The organism is Herbidospora mongoliensis, from assembly GCF_001570545.1.
Taxonomy (GTDB): Bacteria; Actinomycetota; Actinomycetes; order Streptosporangiales; family Streptosporangiaceae; genus Herbidospora; species Herbidospora mongoliensis.
On record NZ_BBXD01000011.1, the window covers coordinates 643,080 to 663,815 of the forward strand.

The following is a 20,736-nucleotide window of genomic DNA, read 5'->3' on the forward strand; positions in this document are numbered from 1 at the left end:
CAAATCGTCGCGGGGAGCGCGGGTTCGTGCTGTCCGCCGCGAATCCGCCCCGAAGCAGGGCCTCTACGAATCCGGAGCAATCTGTTGACCAGTCTCTCCCCGGCCAAGCAGGCACTTCTCGCTCGAAGGCTGCGACGCCGGACCGTGGCCGAGACCATCGCCCCGCGTTCTCCCGAGGTCGCTCCACCTCTGTCCCACGCGCAGGAACGCCTGTGGTTCCTGGAGCACTACCGGGCCGGGACGACGGCGTACATGATCCCCTTCACCGTCCGCCTCTCGGGCGCCCTCGACGAGAGCGCCTTCGCGGCCGCGGTGACGGAGGTGTCGCGGCGGCACGAGAGCCTGCGCATGCGCTTCCTCGCCTCGGACGACGGGATCCCCGAGGTGGTCGTCGACGAGGAGCCGTCGACCGAGTTCAGGTCGGTCGAGGCGGCGTCCGAGCAGGCGGCCCAGGAGCTGATCACCGCGGCCCTCTCCCGCCCCTTCGACCTGTCGGCCGGGGGGCTGCTCCGGGTTCTTCTCGTACGACTCGCTCCCGACGACCACGTCCTGCTGATGGCCGCCCACCACGCGGTGACCGACGGCTGGTCGGGCGAGATCCTGCTGCGCGAACTGCTGACCCTGCACGCGGGCGACGCGCTCGACCCGCTGCCGATCCAGTACGGCGACTACGCCCTGTGGGAACGCACCCGCGACCACAGGGGCGACCTCGCCTACTGGAGGGCGCGGCTGGCCGGGGTGCCGCCGCTGGAGCTGCCGCTCGACCTGCCCCGCCCGGCCGAGCAGACGACCACCGGGCGAGGCCATCGCTTCCAGCTGGACCCCGACCTGCTGACCCGGTTCACCGACCGGGGCGTGACGCCCTACATGGTCATGCTGGCCGCGCTCCAGATCACCCTCGGCAAGTGGTCGGGGCAGCGCGACTTCGCCGTCGGCTCCCCCGTGAGCGGACGCCCCCTCCCCGAACTCGAAGCCCTCGCCGGCATGTTCGTCAACACCCTTCCCCTGCGGGCCGACCTGTCCGGCGATCCGTCGTTCGAGGACCTCCTGCTACGGGTCCGGGACTCCTGCCTGGACGCCTACGCCCACCAGGAGGTGCCGTTCGACAAGCTGGTCGGCGAGCTGAAGGTCGAACGCGACGTGAGCCGGTCGGCGGTGTTCCAGGTCCTGCTGGCGGTGCAGAACTACGAGCCGCCGGGTGACCACGGGCTGAAGGTGTCCGCGTTCCACCCGGAGGTGACGGTCAGCCGCTTCGACCTGGCCTTCTACCTGTGGCAGGGCGACGGCCTGGTCATCTACAACCCCGACCTGTTCCGGCCGGAGACCGTCACCCGGCTGACCGAGTCGCTGACGGCCGTCCTGCGCACCGCGCCCGCGACGCCGCTGTCGCAGGTGGCCTGGGTTCCCGACGCCGCCCAGGTGCTGGCCCTCGGCGTCGCCGCCCCGGCCGAGCCGCTTCCCGCGCGGCTGCTGCACGAGCTGCTCCCGGTCAGCGACGCCCCGGCGGTGGTGTTCGGGGGCGATGTGGTGACGTACCGGGAACTGGACCTTCAGGCCAACCGGATGGCCCACCGGCTCCACTCTTCGGGTGTACGCCCCGGCGACCGGGTGGCGGTCTGCCTCGAACAGTCGACCGGCCTGGCGGTCGCGCTCCTCGGGGTGCTGAAGGCCGGGGCCGCCTATGTGCCGCTCGACCCGGAGCAGCCGGACGACCGGCTGGCCTACCTGATCGCCGACTCGGGCGTCCGCGTCTCGATCACCGGACGCGGGTTGCCCGGCGACACCGTCGAGATCGCCGCGACCGCCGGTTCCCACGACGCTCTTCCGCCCCACCCGCCGGTCACCGGGGTGACGCCCGACGACCTCGCCTACGTGATCTACACCTCGGGGACGACCGGCCGCCCCAAGGGCGTGGCGGTGCAGCACCGGGAGGTGCTGACCTACCTCTCCGGGGTGCGGGAGCGGTTCGGGATCCAGGACGGGAAGGTCTTCGCGCTGCCGCAGTCGCTGGCCTTCGACTTCGGGGTGACGATCTTCTACCTGTCGCTGATGACAGGAGGCACCCTGCACCTGATCCCGCCGAAGTCCACCGATCCGTGGCCGGTCCGCCCCGACTACCTGAAGATGACGCCCTCGCACCTGGCGGCGCTGGACGTCGAGCTCCCGAAGGAGCTGCTCATCCTGGGCGGCGAGGCGTCGACCATCGGCTGGGCCAGTGAGCTGGCAGAACACTGCAGGGTGATCAACCACTACGGCCCCACCGAGGCCACTGTGGGCGTGACGACCTTCGAGGTCCCGGCCGGCCTGACCGGGCAGGCGACCCTGCCGATCGGCAGGCCGCTGCCGGGCGCGCGGGTCTACGTCCTCGACGAGCACATGCGGCCGGTCCCGGCCGGGGTGACGGGTGAGATCTTCCTCGGCGGCGACCGGCTGGCGCGCGGCTACCTCGGCAAGCCCGCGCTCACGGCGGAGAAGTTCGTGCCCGACCCGTTCGGGCCTCCCGGGTCCCGCGTCTACCGGACCGGCGACCTGGGGCGGTGGACCGGCGACGGGGTGCTGCAGTTCCTCGGCCGGCGCGACCTGCAGGTCAAGATCCGCGGCTACCGGGTCGAGCTGAGCGAGGTCGAGACGGTGCTCGCCGAGCATCCCGGCGTGCTCCAGGCCGTGGTGGAGCTGCGCGACCAGCGGTTGGTCGCCTATCTGGTCGGCGACGACATCCCGGCCGCCGACGTGCGGACCTGGGCGAAGACCAGGCTCCCCGACTACATGGTCCCGGCCCGGTGGGTGTGGCTCGACGCCCTGCCGCTCAAGTCCCACGGCAAGGTCGACCGCGCGGCGCTGCCCTCGGCCGACGAGCCCCCGGCGACCGGCCTGGTCGAGCCGGAGACGGAGGCCGAGACCACGATCGCCGCGATCTGGGCCTCGGTGCTGGGCCTGGAACGGGTCGGCGTGACCGACGACTTCTTCGACCTCGGCGGGCATTCGCTGCTCGCCATGCAGGTCGTGGCCCGGATGCGTAAAGCCGACCATCCCATCACCCTGATGCAGCTGTTCACCCACCCGACCGTGCGCGACCTGGCCCGGTCGGCTCCCGGTTCCGGCGGGCTGCTGCACCGGCTCACTCCGTCGCGGACGGTGACGGCCTCCCTGGTCTGCGCGCCCTACGGCGGCGGCAGCGCGGTCATCTTCAAGCCGCTGGCCGACGCGATGCCCGCCGACTGGGCGTTGCACTCACTCGCCGTCCCCGGCAACGAGCTCGGCGAAGAACCCCGCCCGTTCGAGGAGGTCGCCGAGCAGGCCGCCGCCGAGATCCTCGCCACCGTCGAGGGCCGGATCGTCCTGTACGGCCACTGCGGCGCGGGCACCACCCTCGTCGCCTCCATAGCCCGCAGGCTCGAAGCGTCGGGGCGCCCGGCCGAGGCCGTCTACCTGGGCGGGGTGTTCCCCTTCACCCGGCCGAAGGGGTTGTTCGCCCGGCTCGGCGAGTGGCTGGAGGACCACGGCGGCGACCAGTCCCGCATCAACGGCCTGGTCGCCTCGGGCCTGGACGTCGCCGAGTTCGACCAGGCCGAACTGGAGCTCATCGTCAAAAACAGGCGGCTCGGCACCCGGGAGGCGGAGCGCTACTTCGCCCGCCTCTTCGAAGAGGGCGCGCCCCCGCTGTCGGCCCCGGTGATCGCGGTGGCCGGGGAACGCGACCCGGTCATGGAGTTCTACCAGGAGCGCTATCGGGAGTGGCACTGCCTGTCCCAGGTGACCGCGTGTGTGGTCCTGGACGAGGCGGCGCACTACTTCCTGAAATATCGGGCCGAAGAACTCGCCGCCATCGTGACCACCGTCCACACCGACCTGACCGAGACCCCGGACCTGGACGAATCCCCGACGTGGTGGGTCGAGGGCGTCTCCCGCGTCACCCCGGAGAAAGCCGAAGACACCCCGCCGGACCAACCGGCGGGACTGCCCGGCTCCAGCGGGCCCGCGCCCAGCATGCGGCGGTTCCTGGTGCTCGCCGCCGGTCAGCTCGTCTCGATGACCGGTTCGGCGCTCACCGAGTTCGCCATTCCGCTCTGGATCTATCTGGAGACCGGTTCACTCGCCAACTTCGCGCTGTTCTCGGTTCTCGGGCTCCTGCCGGGACTGCTCACCGCGCCCCTCGCGGGAACCGTCGTCGACCGGTTCAGCCGGCGGGCGGTGCTGATGTGCGCGGACATCGCCGCCGGGAGCTCGCAGCTCGCGCTGGGAATCCTCGTCTGGACTGGAACCATAGAAATCTGGCATATCTACCCGCTGCTCGTGACACTCTCGGTCGCGCTCACCTTCCAGCGGGTCGCCTACGCCTCCGCCATTCCGCAGCTGGTCCCGAAGCGGTTCCTCGGACACGCCAACGGGGTCGTCGGGATGGCCACTGGGGTCGCTCAGCTCGTGGTGCCGCTGGTCGCGGCGGGGCTGCTGGCCGTGGTCGGGCTCGGCGGGATCCTGCTGATCGACGTCGTCAGCTACACCGTCGCGATCCTGGTGCTGGCCGCCGTGCGGTTCCCGAAGACCATGGCGTGGCAGCGGCGCGAGACCGTGCTCAAGGAGATGGCCGAAGGGTTCCGCTACACGTGGGGCCACCTGGGCATCCGGCGGATGCTGCTGTTCTTCGCGGTGGTCAACCTGTTCATGTCGCCGCTGTTCCTGCTGGTCTCGCCGCTGGTGCTCAGCTTCGGCGAGATGGGCGACGTCGGGCGGGTGACCTTCTTCGGCGGGCTCGGGGTGTTCCTCGGCGGCCTCGCCATGACGTTCTGGGGCGGGCCGCGGCGGCTCAGGCTGCGGGGCCAGTTGCTGGCGACGCTGGCGCTGGCCTGTTTCGCGCTGGTCATCGGGGTGCGCGAGAACCTGGTCGTGATCGCCGTCGGCGTGTTCGGGATGTTCGCCTCGTTGACCCTACTGAACGGGATATACAACACGATCATCCAGGTCAAGGTTCCCCAGCGGTTCCACGGCCGGGTCTTCGCACTGAACCAGCTTGTGGCCTTTTCGACACTGCCGATCGGATATGGGCTTATCGCCCCATATGGAACTGCGGTTTTCGAACCGTTGATGGCGGATGACGGTGCTTTGGCCAGCACAATTGGGGTGATCATCGGAACCGGGGACGGGCGTGGGATCGCTCTCATGTACGTCCTGTTCGCGCTGGTCATGGCAGCCACGGTCATCATCGGGACGCGAATGCGGCGGATATGGAATTTCGATCTGGAGGTTCCGGACGCCATCCCCGACGATGTGCTGGGGTTCGCGGCGCTTCACGCGCGCCGTGAACCCGCCTCAAGGAAAACGCGCAGCACGGAGGAAAAGTGAACGAAGAGCGGGTCATGCGGCTCTGGAGCGACATTCTCGGGGTCCCGGTCACGTCCCCGGACGACGACTTCTTCGATCTCGGCGGTCAGTCGCTCGCGATGGTGCAGTTCTTAGCCCGGGTGGAGAGCGACTTCGGCGTCGTGCTGCCGATCGAGGTGCTGTTCGCGGACGACCTGACCGCGTCCGGGGCGGCACAGGCGATCCAGGAGATCCTCGACGAGGAGGGCGAGGACGTCGACGCGCTGCTCGCCGAGGTCGACGCCCTGCCGGCCGGGGAGATCAAGGCGCTCACGGGAGACCGCACGTGGCACGAGTGATCATGTCCACGCACGGCAGCCACGGTGACGTGCTGCCGTTCGTGGCCCTCGGGCGAGCCTTACGCGACCGCGGTCACAAGGTCGAACTGCTCACCCACGCGCCGTTCCGGGGTCTGGCCGAACGCGAGGGCCTGGAGTTCACGGCGATCGACACGGCCGAGGCGTACGAGGCGAACCTTTCGGACACTCCCCCGCTGCTGGGGGCGGGCCTCCGGCGGTGGCGGGCGTACTACGAGGCCAACGGGCTGTTCGAGCAGATCGCGTTCGAGACGCGGCTCGCGTTGGAACGATACGTTCCCGGCGAGACCATCCTGGTGGGACGGCACACCACCGCCATCTCGACCCTGTTCGCGGCCGAGGCGCTCGACGCCCCGGCGGCGTGGGTGGCGGTGACGCCGATCCAGTACATGTCGGAGCGCGGCATCGCGCACACCTACGCCAAGACGATGGCCGACCACCTCGACGATCTCCGCAAGGGGATCGGGCTGCCGCCCGTGAAGGACTGGGCCGCCTGGTTCGCGTCGGCGCACCTCGACGTGGCGCTCTGGCCCTCCTGGTTCGACCAGGCGGGGACTCCCGCGCCCAAGCGGGTCAGGCTCACCGGCGCGCCGCTCGGGGACTCCTCCAGCGACCACGAACTGCCGGCCGAAGCCGAGGAACTGCTCGACCAGGACGCCGTCCTGGTCACCGGCGGCACCGGGCGGATGTTGCACGACCGGTTCTACGAGGTCGCGATCGAGGCCTGCCGGGCGGTCGGGCGGCCCGCGCTGCTGGCCGTGCGGCACCGCGATCTCGTGCCGGAGACGCTGCCCGACGGGATGCGCTGGTTTCCGGGGCTGCCGTTCGCGCAGGTCGTACCGCGAGTGGGGGCGATCCTGCACCACGGCGGGATCGGCACCCTGATCCGGGCGGCCACCTCGGGCACACCCCAGGTCGTCCTGGCCCACGGGTTCGACCGGGCCGAGAACGGCGCACGCGTCGCGGCGGCCGGGCTGGGGTCGTGGCTGCCCGAGCAGCGGTGGTCCGCGGAAGAGGCGGCGGCGCTGCTGAAAGCGGCGCTGACCGGGCCGCGCGTCCAGGTGCCCGCCGACGGCGGGCTCGGCGCGGCGGCCGAAGCCATCGAGGGGCTGGCCGGAAGCTCCACGCCCTACTCGGCCAGACATCTGCTCACCCGGGAGGAGCGCCTGGCGCTCGCCCGACGACTGCGTTCAGGAGAGACCGCATGACGCCGGCCCAGTTACGCGCCTGGTTCCTCCAGCAGTTCGACCCGGAGGACGCGGCCTTCAACCTGCACCGGGTGCGGATGCTGACCGGGCCGCTCGATCCGGTCGCCCTCGAAGGGGCGCTGACCGCGCTGGCCCGGCGGCACGAGACCCTGCGGACCCGCTTCCCCGCCGTCGACGGACGGCCGGTGCTCGTCGTCGAACCGGCCGCGCCGGTCGAGGTGGAGTGGCTGCGGGCCTCGTCCGTGGAGGAGGCGGAGAAGCTCGTCGCCGAGCGGACCAACCGGCCGTTCGACCTCGTCTCCGACCTGCCGTTCCGGGTGTCGGTGGTCGGGCTCGCCCCCGAGCGGCACGTGCTGGTGCTGGTGACGCACCACATCATCGCCGACGGCTGGTCGCTGGACGTGATCATGGAAGACCTGGCGACCTTCTACGGCGGCGGCGAACCCGACCCGCTGCAGGTCACCGCCCGGGAGCACGCCGAACAGGCGCCGGAGATCGACCCGAAGGAGCTGGCGTACTGGCGGGAGCGCCTGGCCGACCCGCCGACCCTGGAGCTGCCCGCCGACCGGCCCCGCCCGGCCGAGCGCCTCGGGCACGGCGACGAGATCGCGTTCCGGCTCCCGGCGCCGCTGGTCTCCCGGCTCTCCGAGGTGGCCCGCACCTCGCGCTGCACGTTGTTCGCGCTGCTGCTGGCGGCCTACCAGGTGCTGCTGTCGCGGCACTCCGGCCAGGACGACGTGACCGTCGGCGTCCCCGACGGCGGGCGGGACACCGAGGAGGCGCACGCGCTGGTGGCGGGCCTGTCGGGGATGCTGGTGCTGCGCGGCGACCTGTCCGGCGATCCGCCGTTCCAGAAGTTCCTGCGCGGCACGATGGCCGCCCTGCTGGGGGCGCTGTCGCGGCGGCGGGTCCCGTTCGAGCGGCTCGTCGAGGAGCTCGACATCGGCCGCGACCTCAGCGTCACGCCGTTCTACCAGACCACGCTCACCCTGCACCCGGGCGAGCTGGAGCGCGAACAGCACTTCTCCGGGCTGACGGCGACCCCCTTCCCGCACGGGTGGAAGTGGGTGGGCTGCGACATCGCGGTCGACGTCTTCTGGGCCGGCGACGACAGCGGGGACCTGGTGACCGTGGTCCGCTACGACACCGACCTGTTCGACGAGCCGACCGTGCAGGCTCTGTTCGAACGCTTCCTGGTGCTGCTGCACGGCATCGCCGACGACCCGGCGCTGCCGCTCTCGCGGCTCCCCCTCATGACCCCCGACGAGCGGGAGAAGCTCGTCACCACCTGGAACGCGACCGCGCGGCCGATCCCGGCGCCGCTGCCCCGGCTGTTCGCCGACCAGGTGGCCCGCACCCCCGACGCGATCGCCTTCTCCGACGGCGAGGACGTGCTGACCTACGGCGAACTCGACCTGGCCGCGAGCCGGATCGCCGGGCGGCTCGGCGACCGGCGGGGCTCGGTCGTCGCGGTGTGCGTCGACCGGTCGGTGCGGGTGCTGCCCGCGCTGCTGGGCGTGATGCGGTCGGGGGCGGCGTACCTGCCGATCGACCCGGACAACCCGCCGGCCCGTATCCAGTACATGCTGGAGGACTCCGGCGCGGTGGCGGTGCTGGCCGACGAGGGTCCGGCCGAGCGGCTGCCCGACGGCGTCGAGGTCGTGCTGGTCTCCGAGGCGCTGCGGGCCGAGCCGGTCGGCGGGTTCCCGCCGGGGCCGGACGACCACGCGTACACGCTCTACACCTCCGGCTCCACCGGGCGGCCCAAGGGCGTCGTCATCCGGCATTCGGCGCTGGCGAACTTCCTGGCCGGGATGGCCGACCTGCTCGGGAACGAGCCGGGACAGGTCTGGCTGGTGCTGTCGTCGGTCTCGTTCGACATCTCGGCGCTGGAGCTCTACCTGCCGCTCATCGGCGGTGGCACGGCCGTCATCGCCGGGCGGGACGTCGCGGTCGACGGCGCGGCCCAGATCAAGCTGATCCAGGACGCCGGGATCACCCACATCCAGTCGACGCCGTCCGGCTGGCGGGTGCTCATCGAGGCCGGGTTCGCCGACGCCGCGATCACCGGGCTGGTCGGCGGCGAGGCGCTGCCCGAGGAGCTGTCGCGCGAGCTGCGGCCGAGGCTCGGCCGCCTGGTCAACGTGTACGGCCCCACGGAGACCACCATCTGGTCGACGACCTGGGAGGTCCCGGAAACCGGCCAGGAGCCCCGGATCGGGCGGCCGATCGCCAACACCACGTGCCACATCGCCGACCGGGCCGGTGGGGTCGCGCCGACGTTCGTGGCCGGGGAGCTGCTGATCGGCGGGGCCGGGGTGGCCGACGGCTACCACGGCCGGCCCGAGCTGACCGCCGAGCGGTTCGTCGAGTTCGAGGGTGAGCGCGTCTACCGGACCGGTGACCGGGCCCGGTGGGGGTTCGACGGGAACCTGGAGTTCCTCGGGCGGATGGACAACCAGGTCAAGGTCCGTGGCTTCCGGGTCGAACCGGGCGAGGTCGAGGCGGCGATCCTCACGTGTCCCGGCGTCGACCACGCGGCGGTGACCGCGCGGGGCGACATCCTCGTCGGCTACATCGTCGGCTCGGCCGACCTCGGTGACCTGCGGAATCATCTGGAGACGACGCTTCCGGCGTACATGATGCCGGCGCTCTGGAGCCGCCTGGCCGCGATGCCGATGACCATCAGCGGCAAGGTCGACCGCAAGGCGCTGCCCGACCCGGTGGCCGAGCGGGGCGCGGAGTTCGTCGAGCCCCGGACCGACGCCGAACGCCTGGTGGCCGACATCTGGCAGGAGGTCCTCGGCCTCGACCGGGTCGGCGCGCTGGACGACTTCTTCGCCGTCGGCGGTCACTCGCTGATCGCGGTGCGGGTGGCGGCGCGCATCCGGGCGATCATCGACCTCGATGTGCCGATCCGTTACCTGTTCCTGCGCCGGACGGTCGAAGAGCTGGCCAGGACCATCGAGGACCTGCTGACGGAGGAGCTCGACGCGCTCAGCGACGAGGAGGCCGAGCGTTTGGTGGATTGACAGGGCGGGTCCCGGATCCCTTCAATGGAGAGCGCTCTCCAACCCACCTAGTCGTGGAGGGATCTGTGGACTTCGTCCGGCTGTTGTCCGGGTCGTCGGTATGGCGGACCGCTTCGGAACCTCTGCTCGGGTTACCCGAACTCGTCATGTCCGACGGCCCGGTCGGGGTGCGCGGCCCCGGCTGGGACGAGCGGAACACCTCGCTCGTCCTGCCCTCCCCGACCGCGTTGGCGGCGACCTGGGATCTCGCTCTCGTCCGCGACCTCGGCACCCTCCTCGGCACGGAGGCCCGCCGCAAGGGCGTCGACGTGCTGCTGGCGCCCAACCTCAACCTGCACCGCTCCCCGCTGGGCGGACGGCACTTCGAGTGCTTCTCCGAGGACCCCCTGCTGACGGGGCTGATCGGGGCGGCCTACATCACCGGAGTGCAGTCGCGCGGCGTGGCGGCCACCGCGAAGCACTACGTGGGCAACGAGGCCGAGACCGAACGGATGACCTACGACTCGATCATCGCCGCACGCGTGCTGCGGGAGGTCTACCTCGCCCCGTTCGAGGTGGCGGTGGCGGCCGGGGTGTGGGTGGTGATGTCGGCCTACAACCAGGTCAACGGCGCCCTGATGACGGAGAACGCCCTGCTGCGCGACCCTCTCAAGACGGAGTGGGGCTTCGACGGGCTGGTGGTGTCCGACTGGGGCGGCGTCCGCTCGACCGAGCCCGCGGCCCTGTCCGGCCAGGACCTGGCGATGCCGGGGCCCAACGACTTCTGGGGCGAACCGCTCCGCGAGGCCGTCCACAACGGAGCGGTCCCCGAAGCGGTCGTCCACGACAAGATCGCCCGCCTGCGGCTCTTGGCCGAACGCGTTCACGGCACGGGCCCGGCCGCCGGCGAGCCGATCGAGGCGGCGATGCCGCTGACCTACGGCATGGCGTTGGCCGAGAGGGTGCAGCGGGCCCGGGGCGGGATTCCGTCGGAAACGACCGAGCCGGTGCCCGCGTGCGACTCGCAGGTGGGTGATCCTTCGGAGCCGGCGTTGCTTCGGCGGGTGGTGGCCGACTCCTGTGTGCTGCTCAAGAACGACGACGGGCTGTTGCCGCTGGCCAAGCCCCGGATCGCGGTCATCGGGGCGCATGCGGCGCGGACCCGGATCCAGGGCGGCGGGAGTGCGGGCGTCTATCCCTCGGGGGTCGTCCCGATTCTCGACGGGCTCAGGGAGGTCGCGCCTGACCTGGTCTACGCGCCGGGGGTCGACATCCACGACGGGCCCACCCCGGTCGACGACGTCTGGGTGCGGATGCTGGGCGACGACGGTGAGGAGCTGTTCGTCGAGGACCGGCGGACCGGGTGGCTGCCGGAGCCCTCCGTCGTGGAGGGCACGAGGACGGTTGAGGTCAGCTCCTTCCTACGTCCCGAAATTTCGGGACATTGGCGGCTGTCCATCGCCGGATGGGGACGGCTGACCCTCTCCGTGAACGGGCAGCGGATCCTCGACACCGACGTCCCCTGCGACAGCGACGATCCCGCCACCGTCCACCTGAAACCGCCCTTCCGGCACGCCTTCGTGTGGCTGGAGGAAGGGGCCGAGGTGCTCGTCACGGGGACCAGGGCCATCGAGCCGCACACCGGGCGCGCGTGCGTGCTGGCCGCCGATCCGCCCAGGATCGACGATGACGCGGCCATCCAGCAGGCGGTCGACGCCGCCAGGAACGCCGACGTCGCGATCGTCGTCGTCGGGACCACCGAGGAGATCGAGGGCGAGGCCCGCGACCGCACCGGCCTCGGTCTTCCGGGCCGGCAGGACGACCTGGTCAAGGCCGTGGCCGCCGTGCAGAAGACGGTGGTCGTGGTCAACTCGGGCGGCCCGGTCGCGATGCCGTGGCGGGACGACGCCGGCGCGCTGCTCCTGTGCTGGTTCCCCGGCCAGGAGGGCGGTCACGGCGTCGCCGACGTCCTGACGGGGCGGCGGGAGCCGGGCGGCAGGCTGCCGACGACCTGGAGCGACGTCCCGGTCGTCGAGGCCGCGCCGGTCGACGGGCAGGTGCTCTACGCCGAGGGCCTGGAAGTCGGTCATCGTGGCTGGCTGACCAGCGACCGCTCCCCCAGTTACTGGTTCGGCCACGGCCTGGGCTACACGACGTGGTCCTACGAGAGTCTCGCGGCCGAAGACGGACGCGTCCGGGTCAGGGTCAGGAACACCGGTGACCGGCCGGGGCGGGAGGTCGTCCAGGTCTACCTCTCCAAACCGGGGTCGGGGGTCGGCCGTCCTCATCGGTGGCTGGCGGGGTTCGCGGTCGTCCACGCCTCGCCCGGGGAGGCCGCCGAAGCGGAGATGGCGCTGCCCAGGAGGGCTTTCCAGCACTGGGGGGATGGCGGGTGGCGTACAGAGGAAGGGGACTTCGTGGTGCACGCCGGGCGCTCGGTGGTCGATCTGCGGCTTAAATGTGTTGCGTCCCCTTCGGCATGACCGGTATTCCTAGGGGCCTACGGAAAGGAGGAATCGATCATGAACGCAATCTGTGTGCCCGGTTCCTCCCGACCAGGCGAGGAGTGAGCGGGCACTTCCGCTAAGGAAACCCATGCTCGAAATCCGGTCCCTGACGGGCCGTCACGAACTCGACCTCTTCCGTACCTTCCCCTCGTCGCTGAACGCGGAGTTCGACGCCGACCTCGAGGCCGGCCGCCGCCGCCTCGACTGGATGTGGCTCGCGCTCCGCGACGGCGCGCCCGTCGCGCGGGTGGCGTGGTGGCGTCGTAACGACAGTGAGAAACCCCTGCTCATGGACGTCTTCGACCTCGAATCCCCCGAGGTCGGCCAGGCGTTGCTGGAACACGCCGTCCCCCGGGTCGCCGAGGGCGCCCCGCCGCCGTTCCTGCGGTTCGTGCCGCCCGACTGGCGCGACCACGACACGACCTGGCTGGAGACCCTGGAGAAGACGGGCGCCAGGCCCCTGGTCGAACGGCTCCGGCTGGAATGGCGCCCCGGCACGCCCATCGCGCCGACCACGCTGGAGTTCCGGGAACCGGCGGGCCGCGACGAACTCGTCGGCCTGATGACCCTGGTCACCGAGGGCAGCCTCGACGCCCACACCCAGTCGGACCTGAAGACGATGAGCCCGCGGGAGCAGGCCGAGTTCCAGTACGACGACGAACTGGCCCTCTATGGCACCCCGCGCGAGTGGTGGCGGGTCGCACTGGTCGACGGCGAGCCCGCCGGGTTCGTCATCCCGGCCAGGAACTCCTACAACCCGATCATCGCCTACATCGGCGTCGTCCCGGCGCACCGGGGGAAGGGCGTGGTCGGCGAGCTCCTCGCCGAGGGGACCCGGATCCTGGCCGCCGAGGACGTCCCGAGGATCCGCGCCGCCACCGACGTGACCAACGTCCCGATGGCCCGCGCCTTCGCCAAGGGCGGATACCTCACCATCGAACACCAGGTCGACATGATCTGGGAGCGACCTTTGTGAACTGCGTGTTTCCGGCACGGTATTGACAAGGTGAGATGACACGGCCCACTCTGCCTTGGAGAGCGCTCTCCATCACCCCCTTCTTGCCGAGGAGACGCCGTGCATCCACGAATACGCCTGAGCCTGATCATCGCCACCCTCGTGGCGACGATCGCGGCCGGGCTTGCGGTCATCGCACCCGCGATGGCCGCCGACGCCCTCATCTCCCAGAACCGTCCCGCCACCGCCTCGTCGAACGAGGGCGGCGGCTACGCCGCCGGGGCCGCGTTCGACGGGAACACCGGCACCCGCTGGGCCAGTGCCTTCAGCGACCCCCAGTGGATCCAGGTCGACCTGGGCGGCAGTGCCACGATCTCCCAGGTGGTCTTGCAGTGGGAGGGCGCCTACGGGAAGTCCTTCAAGATCCAGACCTCGGCCGCGAGCGGCGGGCCGTACACGGACATCTACTCCACCACCACCGGCGCGGGCGGCACGCAGACGCTCAACGTGACCGGATCGGGGCGTTATGTCCGCCTCTACGGCACCCAGCGCGGCACCGGCTACGGCTACTCGCTGTGGGAGTTCAAGATCTACGGCACGGGCGGCTCCGGCCAGCAGCCGATCCCGAGCCCGACCTTCACCGACGAGGTGACCCACCACGAGTTCCAGGCCAACTGCAGCCTGACCCAGAACCGCCCGGACGACCCGATCGTCTACCCGAACCTGCCGGGTGCCTCCCACATGCACTCGTTCGTCGGCAACGTCACGACCAACGCGGCCAGCAACCAGGCCTCGCTGCTCGCCGGCGGCACGTCGTGCACCAACCCGCACGACCGGTCGGCCTACTGGTTCCCGAGCTTCTACAAGAACGACCAGCTCGTCGCCCCGGTCGGCAACCAGGTCATCTACTACAAGTCGGGCATCAACGAATACTGGCGGGTCCAGTCGTTCCCGCAGGGCCTGCGCTTCGTCGTCGGCAGCCCGACCGCCACGCTCGCCGAGTTCCGCGACTCCCCCGGCCGGGTCGAGGGCTTCGAGTGCGGCGACCTGTCCTTCCAGTGGGACATCCCGGCCAACTGCCCGGCGGGCAGCCAGGTCAACGTCCGCTACCAGGCCCCGAGCTGCTGGGACGGCGTGAACCTCGACAGCGCCAACCACAAGTCCCACATGGCCTACCCGGTCGGCGGCTACTGCCCGGCGACCCACCCGGTGGCCGTGCCGATGCTGGAATTCAAGATCGCCTTCCCGGCGAGCGGAGACCTGTCGAACGCCAGGCTGTCGAGTGGCCGCGGCTACTCGTGGCACTACGACTTCTTCAACGCCTGGGACAACCCGGCCATCCTGGCCGCGCTGGTCCGCCACTGCATCAACGGCGGCCTCCAGTGCAACCCGCGCGGCTACGACCTCTACAAGCCCCACCGAGGAGCGGCCCTGACGGAGAACTTCGAACTCCCGTAACCCACCAGCTCCCGGCCCGGCGCGGCCGGGAGCCCCCGTGAAAGATTCAACAGACACAAGCTTCTTCTCTGTACGGCTACCGCCAAGCTTGGGCGATCCGCGCGCGAGGCGTTCAATAGCCGGAATGCAGGAGGTTTTCGTCGGCCGCCAAGCCGAGCTCGACTGGCTGGCGACCACCGGAGCACACGTGGTGGGCATCGACGGCGAACCGGGCATCGGCAAGACGGCGCTGGCCCGCCGGTTCGCCGCGACCCAGGACCGCCCGGTCTTCTGGGCCACCGCCGACGAACACGAACCGGAACTGGCCTGGGAAGGCCCCGAGCCGGTGTTCCGCAACTGCGTCGTGGTGCTCGACGACGCCCACTGGGCCGACCGCGACCAGCTCACGGCGCTGCGGCTGACGATCCGGCGGCTGCCCAACGTCTTCGTGGTGGTCGTCGGCGATCTGGCCGCCCTGGGCGACGCCTGGCGGCGGCTGCTCAACGAGCGGGTCACGCTGCCCGGCCTGCGGCCTCAGGAGCTGATCCGGCTGGCCTCGCTGTGCGACCATCCGGGGCTGTCGGCGGCCGGGGCGGCCCGCCTCTTCGACCACACCGGCGGCCATCCCCTGCACGCCCGCCATCTGCTCGACGAACTCGACCCGCACACCCTCGCCTACGGGCCCGGCCCGCTGCCCGCGCCCCGATCGTTCGCCGCGACCGTCCGCGAGCGGCTGCGCGGATGTCCTCCCGAGGTCAGAACCCTGCTGGAGGCCGGGTCGGTGCTGGGCCGGCGCTTTCCGGGCGACTCGGACGCGGCCGTCGCGACGGGGCTGGTGCGGCGTACCGGAAAAGGACTCGAGTTCACCAGCGCCCTGGTCCGCAGCGTGCTCTACCACGACATCCCCGAAGCCCGCCGCAGAGCCCTGCACGCCGCCCAGACCTCACTGCGCCACCGGATCGCCGCGGCCGATCCGCCCGACGAGGCCCTGGCTGCCGAGATCGCGGTGGAGGCGATCCGGCTGCAGCGCGATTCGCGCACCCAGGAGGCGGCGGTGCTGCTGGCGGGCTCACTGCCGCTCACCGACGACCGGGGGTTCCGGCTCGTCGCGCTGGAGGCGATGCTCGTCGCGGGCGACCTGGCCAGGACCCTGCCGTTCCGCGACTGGCTGGCCGCCGGCTCCGGACGATGGGCCCGTTATGTGTACGGCTACCAGACGCTCCTCATGGGTCAGGTGGACGAGGCCCGGACCCTGTTGCGGGAGGCGCTCTCCGACGAGGGCGAGGGCCCCGACGATCTCGACGCCCGGATCGCCACCCAGCTCGCCATCATCGGTGTCGTCACCGTCTCCTACCCCGACATGATCACCTTCGGTTCCCGGGCCGTGGACGGCGCGAAGGAGCCGTGGGTGGCCGCGTTCGCCTGGTTCGCCAAGGCCCTGGGCCTGGCCGTCGCCGGACGCGCCCCCGAGGCCCTGGAGTTCCTCGCCTCCGCCGACGCCCCCGGCGCACCGTCCGGGCTCGACGGGCTGGTGGCCCGCGGCATGATCCGCCTGTGGCGGGACGACCTCGACGGCGCCTGCGCCGACCTGCGGCTGGCCGTCCACCGCGCCGCCGACGGCGAACCGCTGCGGGTCGGCCAGGCCCTGGGCTTCCTCGGCGAGGCCCTCTACCGGCGCGGCGACCTGGCCGAGGCGGTGCTGCACACCGAACTCGCCGTCGCCGACGCCCAGGACAACGAGCGGATCTGGGACTACGCCATGCTGCACGCCCAGGCCGCCTACCCCCTGGCCGCCATGGGCGAATGGGCCCGCGCGGGCGCCCACGCCGAGGAGTCGGCCCGCTGGGCCAGGGCCACCGGCATCCCCGCCGCCCGCGTGTACGCCGCCGCGGCCGCCATCGCCATCGCACGGGCCCGCGACGACCCTTCGTGGGCGCTCCAGGCGTCCGGGGAACTGGCCGGGATCTATCCGGCCGGCGAACCCGGCACCCACCTGCTCGGGCCGGTCCGGGAGGAGGCGCTGGCCCAGCTCGGCAAGCCGGGCGAGCCGCCGGACTTCCCGGGGGGCCTGGGCCGTTTCCGCGCCGCCGGGCGGATCGCGATGGCGCACGGCGACCACGACCGGGCGCTGACCTGCTTCGCCCAGGCCCGGGTGCACGCCCACCCGTTCCCGTTGGAACGCGCGGTCATCGACCTGCTCGTGGGCCGATGTCACCTGCTCCGAGGACGGCGGAAGGCGGCGGAGAGGATGTTGCGGGGGGCGTACCGGGAGTTCGAGAGGATCGGCGCCCGTGCCTACCAGAACCTGGCGCGCGGCGCCGCGCACGACGCGGGCCTCACCGTCGACGAACCCGCGCGCCCCTTCGACGACCTCACCCCCGCGGAACGCACGGTCGCCGGGCTGGCCTGCGACGGCCTGACCAACCGGGAGATAGCCGACAAGCTCGTGGTCAGCGTCAAAACCGTGGAATTCCACCTCGGGCACGTGTTCCGGCGGCTCGACATCACCTCGCGGCGGGAACTGCGGGACCTGGGGTCGGGCCCCGGAATCCCTGGGGTCGCACCCTGAAGCCGGGAGCCGTCCGCCCCGCCTACCCTCGCGCCATGCTGCGCAAAGCGATCATCATGATCATCACAGCGGCCGTGGTCATGACCCCGATGACCGCCGACGCCCACCGTCAGCCGACGAACGGCTTCGCGAAGTGGGGCCCGTGGAACCAGAAACTCCCGCGCCACGTGCCGCTGGCCCCGAACTCGCAGGCCATCGTGAACAACATCAAACTCGACAAGGAGCAGAACTACGGAAGCTGGGCCATCAACACCGACGAGTACTCCGCCCCCATCTACACCGTCGGCCGCCACACCCCCCGCAAGCAGTGGCGCTTCTCCGACTGCCTCGACCTCCCGCACCTGGCCCCGGTCATCGCCGATTCGCTGCGGTCGGTGCCGACGCCGTCAGACCTGATCGTGTCGAAGGGCACCGACGCGTCGGTGGCCATCTACCAGCCGTCGACCGACACCTACTGGGACTTCTGGCGCGCCGAGAAGGACGCCCTGGGCAACTGGTCGGCCTGCTGGGGCGGGAAGATCGAGAACTATTCGCGCAACCCCGGCATCTTCGACAACCCGCTGGGCGCGACGGCCACAGGCCTCCCGTTCGGGGCCTTCACGATCCGCATCGAGGAACTCCAGCGCGGATACATCGACCACGCCCTGAACATCGTGACCGTCCGCACCCGGACCGGCTGCAACAGCTGGCCTGCCACCCGGAACGACGGCTTCGTCGAGGGGGCCGACATCCCGTGTGAAGGCCAGCGGTTCCGGCTCGACCCGACGTTCGACATCTCGACCCTGACGTCACCGGCGGCCCGGACCATCGCGAAGGCGATGCAGGAATACGGCCTGATCATGACCGACAAGGGCGGCGCCCTGGTGACCTACGCCGAGGACCCCCGCCCCTACATGGCCCGCAACGGCGGCGTCGACCCCTACTTCAAACTGTTCGACCCGACGGACATCGTCACGCCCGACGGCCCGGAGAAGTACTTCGTCCTGTCGGAGATCCCGGTCGAACGCCTCCAGGCACTGCCGATCGACTACGGAAAACCGCGTCACTGACCCCCACGCAGCGGCTTCAGCCGGTGGTAGGCGGGTTCGTCTCCCGTGGTGACGCGCTCCCCGTCGGCCTCTATCCAGGCGTGGAAGGTGTACGGATCGGGCAGCACCCCGAAACACCAATCGACCCGGCGGCGCAGAAAGCCCGCCCACAGAACGGTGGCCAGCGAGATCTGCAGGCACGCCGCGCGACCGGGAAACCAGCCGGCGGCCCGGCCCACTTCGGCCACCATCCGCCGGGCCCGGACGGAGTCGAGCGCCGGCCTCCCCCGGCCCGCGCGCAGGGCGACGCGGTGCGCGACCTTGAACGGCAACAGCAGCAGGACCGCCGCCACGACGAGAAAGCCCACCGCGATCAGTTGTGGACGCCCCGGCACCTCGGCCGCGATCGGCACGGCCACCGGTTCGGGAACCCGCCGAATGCCGGGCGGCACCACGCCGTCGGCGAAGGACAGCCCGGCCTCGCGCAGGTCGTTCAGCAGGGTGTCGACGTCGGCCCGCAGCCGGTCGCCAGGGACGGCCGGATAGCGGGAGGCCAACGCGGTGACCGCGTCGTCGCGGGTGCCGCCGGCGCTCAGCACGCTCCAGGTCACCAGGCCGGGCGGGTTGAGCACGTGACACTCACCAGAGCGGACATCGACGAGGACGAGCCCCCGCTCGTCGTCGAGCAGGTGATAGATCATCTCCGCAGCCACACCTCAAGGGCCACCAGCCGCCCGAGCGCGCTCAGCGGGACCCGCGCACCCGCGTTCAACCGGGTGAGCGTCGCCGCGACGGCGGCCGGGTCGATCACGCCGAGATCGGCCAGCCGGGAATCGCGCAGCAGCGCGGAGATCTCCGGCCGGGCCGCGCGGGCGCCCGCGTACTCCTCGGCCTGGTAGGCGCCCTTGGTTTTGCGGGTCAGCACCGCTTCGGGGACCAGCCCGGCGAGCGTGTCGGCCAGCCGGGGCTTGGCCCTGGCCGGGTCGGGGTCCGGCTCCGGTCCGTCGAGCACCGCGCCGACGACCGCGTCGTCGAGATAGGGGGCGTGCACCGCCACCCCGAAGTGATCGCCCAGCGTGCGGAGGAACCGCTGCGCGGCGGCGGCAGAACGCAACGCCGCGAGCATCGCGTGCCGGGCCGGGGTCGTGCCGTCGGACAGCTTGCGGGCGGTGGCCGGGTCACCGGCGAGGTCGGCGAGGTCATTCCTGATCTGTGGGCTCAGCCATCCGGCGGCCTCGCCTGACACGCTCCACCAGCCGACCGCATCGGCCGCTCTTGGTGTGGTGGCGGTCTGGGGGCGCGTCAGGGAACGTGCCAGACCACGTAACGCCTGACCGTGGGAGGTGGCGGCGAGCCGGACCGCCCGGACCGCCAGGTCGAGCGCCGACGCCTGCCGCAACCGGCTCAGCTGTGCGCTGTGGGTCGCCCATTTCCGCAGCTCACCTCGCCTGACCAGAGTGGCGAGGTAGGAGGGCGGCGGCTGGAACAGCGCGTCGGAGCCCTCTCCGGTCAGATGGATCGGCGCTGCGGTCCGGTGGGCCCAGTCGAGGCGCAGCGCCGCCCGCCGATGGGCCAGCAGGCCGGGTGCGGGCCAGTCGAGTGCGGAGAGCTGCCATCCCGAGCCGATGCCCCGATAGGGCAACGTCTTCTCCTCCCCCGTCACCACGCTCAGCCTGATCCGGGCGCTCAGTTCCGCCGCCTGCCGGGCCGCGTCGAGGTCGGCGGCCGGTAGCTGCGGGTGGTGGTAGACGACCGCCTCGACCGGGCCGTGGGCGGCGGCGAGGAAGGCCAGGGACGTCGAGTCGATCCCGCCGCTGAAGTCGGCGGTCACGCCGGTTCCCCGCCGCCGGATCGCGTCCACCAGTGCCTCACGCAAGGGGCCGTGCGGGGCAGGGATCGTGGACTCGTACCGGCCGACATCGGTGAAGAAGGAACGGCCGATCGCCAGTGGAATGACATTCGGGCAGGCGATCTGAATGGCGGCCGTCAGAGGGTCGGGGGTGCGTGAATGGAGTGTGGCCAGCAAAGTGGCGTGATGGGCTATCAGGGTCTCGTGGCCGCGTACGGAGAAATGAAACGGGAACTGACCCGCGCGGTCGGAATGGACCTCGGCCCGGTCGGCGGTGACGACGACGCACGAATAGGCCCCGGCGAGTTCGCGCACAGGCGACGTGTGGAGTTCTCGTTCGGTCGCCAGCACATGGCCCAGGAAGACGACCCGCTCATGACCTCGGTCTACGGCTCTGAGCTGGGGTGATCCGTAGATTCTGACCGACTCCAGGTCGGGCCAGACGGGCTTGCCGGGGAGATCGGAACCCCCGTCGAGGCGGCCGTCGACGGTCTTCA

The 20,736-nt window shown here is 71.2% G+C and carries 11 protein-coding genes; 9 read left to right on the forward strand and 2 right to left on the reverse strand.

What is annotated here, in order from left to right; genetic code table 11:
• Nucleotides 1–84: 84 nt before the first annotated feature.
• From AW272_RS14380 to AW272_RS14420, 9 genes are all read left to right on the forward strand, one after another.
• On the forward strand, nt 85–5,340 hold the full coding sequence (locus tag AW272_RS14380; protein WP_245657537.1) for a non-ribosomal peptide synthetase/MFS transporter: 5,256 nt from the start codon (nt 85–87) through the stop codon (nt 5,338–5,340).
• Nucleotides 5,337–5,657: a phosphopantetheine-binding protein gene (locus tag AW272_RS14385; RefSeq protein WP_066364512.1), complete on the forward strand. Its 321-nt coding sequence runs from the start codon at nt 5,337–5,339 to the stop codon at nt 5,655–5,657. The genes AW272_RS14380 and AW272_RS14385 overlap by 4 nt, the downstream gene beginning before the upstream one ends.
• Complete coding sequence (locus AW272_RS14390) at nt 5,645–6,883, forward strand: glycosyltransferase (protein ID WP_157518543.1); 1,239 nt, start codon at nt 5,645–5,647, stop codon at nt 6,881–6,883. The genes AW272_RS14385 and AW272_RS14390 overlap by 13 nt, the downstream gene beginning before the upstream one ends.
• Nucleotides 6,880–9,915, forward strand: coding sequence for a non-ribosomal peptide synthetase (locus AW272_RS14395; protein ID WP_066364515.1), 3,036 nt, complete (start codon nt 6,880–6,882; stop codon nt 9,913–9,915). Before AW272_RS14390 ends, AW272_RS14395 begins: the two co-directional genes overlap by 4 nt.
• Before the next feature lie 65 nt (nt 9,916–9,980).
• Complete coding sequence (locus AW272_RS14400; protein ID WP_245657539.1) at nt 9,981–12,377, forward strand: glycoside hydrolase family 3 C-terminal domain-containing protein; 2,397 nt, start codon at nt 9,981–9,983, stop codon at nt 12,375–12,377.
• Between the two features lie 112 nt (nt 12,378–12,489).
• The gene (locus tag AW272_RS14405; protein WP_066364517.1) at nt 12,490–13,377 is read left to right on the forward strand and encodes a GNAT family N-acetyltransferase; all 888 of its coding nucleotides are present in this window, start codon (nt 12,490–12,492) and stop codon (nt 13,375–13,377) included.
• Nucleotides 13,378–13,476: 99 nt separating this feature from the next.
• Nucleotides 13,477–14,814, forward strand: coding sequence for a DUF1996 domain-containing protein (locus tag AW272_RS14410; protein ID WP_218010889.1), 1,338 nt, complete (start codon nt 13,477–13,479; stop codon nt 14,812–14,814).
• A 124-nt stretch (nt 14,815–14,938) separates the two neighbouring features.
• Nucleotides 14,939–17,362: a helix-turn-helix transcriptional regulator gene (locus AW272_RS14415; protein WP_066364519.1), complete on the forward strand. Its 2,424-nt coding sequence runs from the start codon at nt 14,939–14,941 to the stop codon at nt 17,360–17,362.
• A 35-nt stretch (nt 17,363–17,397) separates the two neighbouring features.
• A complete protein-coding gene (locus AW272_RS14420; RefSeq protein ID WP_066364520.1) occupies nt 17,398–18,411 on the forward strand; it encodes a hypothetical protein in 1,014 nt (337 codons plus the stop codon).
• On the opposite strand, the gene AW272_RS14425 is transcribed toward AW272_RS14420, so the two are convergent.
• Both AW272_RS14425 and AW272_RS14430 read right to left on the reverse strand, forming a co-directional pair.
• Nucleotides 18,405–19,091: a lasso peptide biosynthesis B2 protein gene (locus tag AW272_RS14425; RefSeq protein WP_066364521.1), complete on the reverse strand. Its 687-nt coding sequence runs from the start codon at nt 19,089–19,091 to the stop codon at nt 18,405–18,407. The genes AW272_RS14420 and AW272_RS14425 overlap by 7 nt on opposite strands.
• Complete coding sequence (locus AW272_RS14430; protein WP_066364522.1) at nt 19,088–20,554, reverse strand: asparagine synthase-related protein; 1,467 nt, start codon at nt 20,552–20,554, stop codon at nt 19,088–19,090. The genes AW272_RS14425 and AW272_RS14430 overlap by 4 nt, the downstream gene beginning before the upstream one ends.
• Nucleotides 20,555–20,736 lie beyond the last annotated feature (182 nt).

Excerpts from the sequence above, each read along its gene's own strand:
- AW272_RS14395 (WP_066364515.1), top strand. The coding sequence starts at position 6,880 with ATGACGCCGGCCCAGTTACGCGCCTGGTTCCTCCAGCAGTTCGACCCG.
- AW272_RS14405 (WP_066364517.1), top strand. The coding sequence starts at position 12,490 with ATGCTCGAAATCCGGTCCCTGACGGGCCGTCACGAACTCGACCTCTTC.
- AW272_RS14415 (WP_066364519.1), top strand. The coding sequence starts at position 14,939 with ATGCAGGAGGTTTTCGTCGGCCGCCAAGCCGAGCTCGACTGGCTGGCG.
- AW272_RS14420 (WP_066364520.1), top strand. The coding sequence starts at position 17,398 with ATGCTGCGCAAAGCGATCATCATGATCATCACAGCGGCCGTGGTCATG.
- AW272_RS14425 (WP_066364521.1), bottom strand. The coding sequence starts at position 19,091 with ATGATCTATCACCTGCTCGACGACGAGCGGGGGCTCGTCCTCGTCGAT.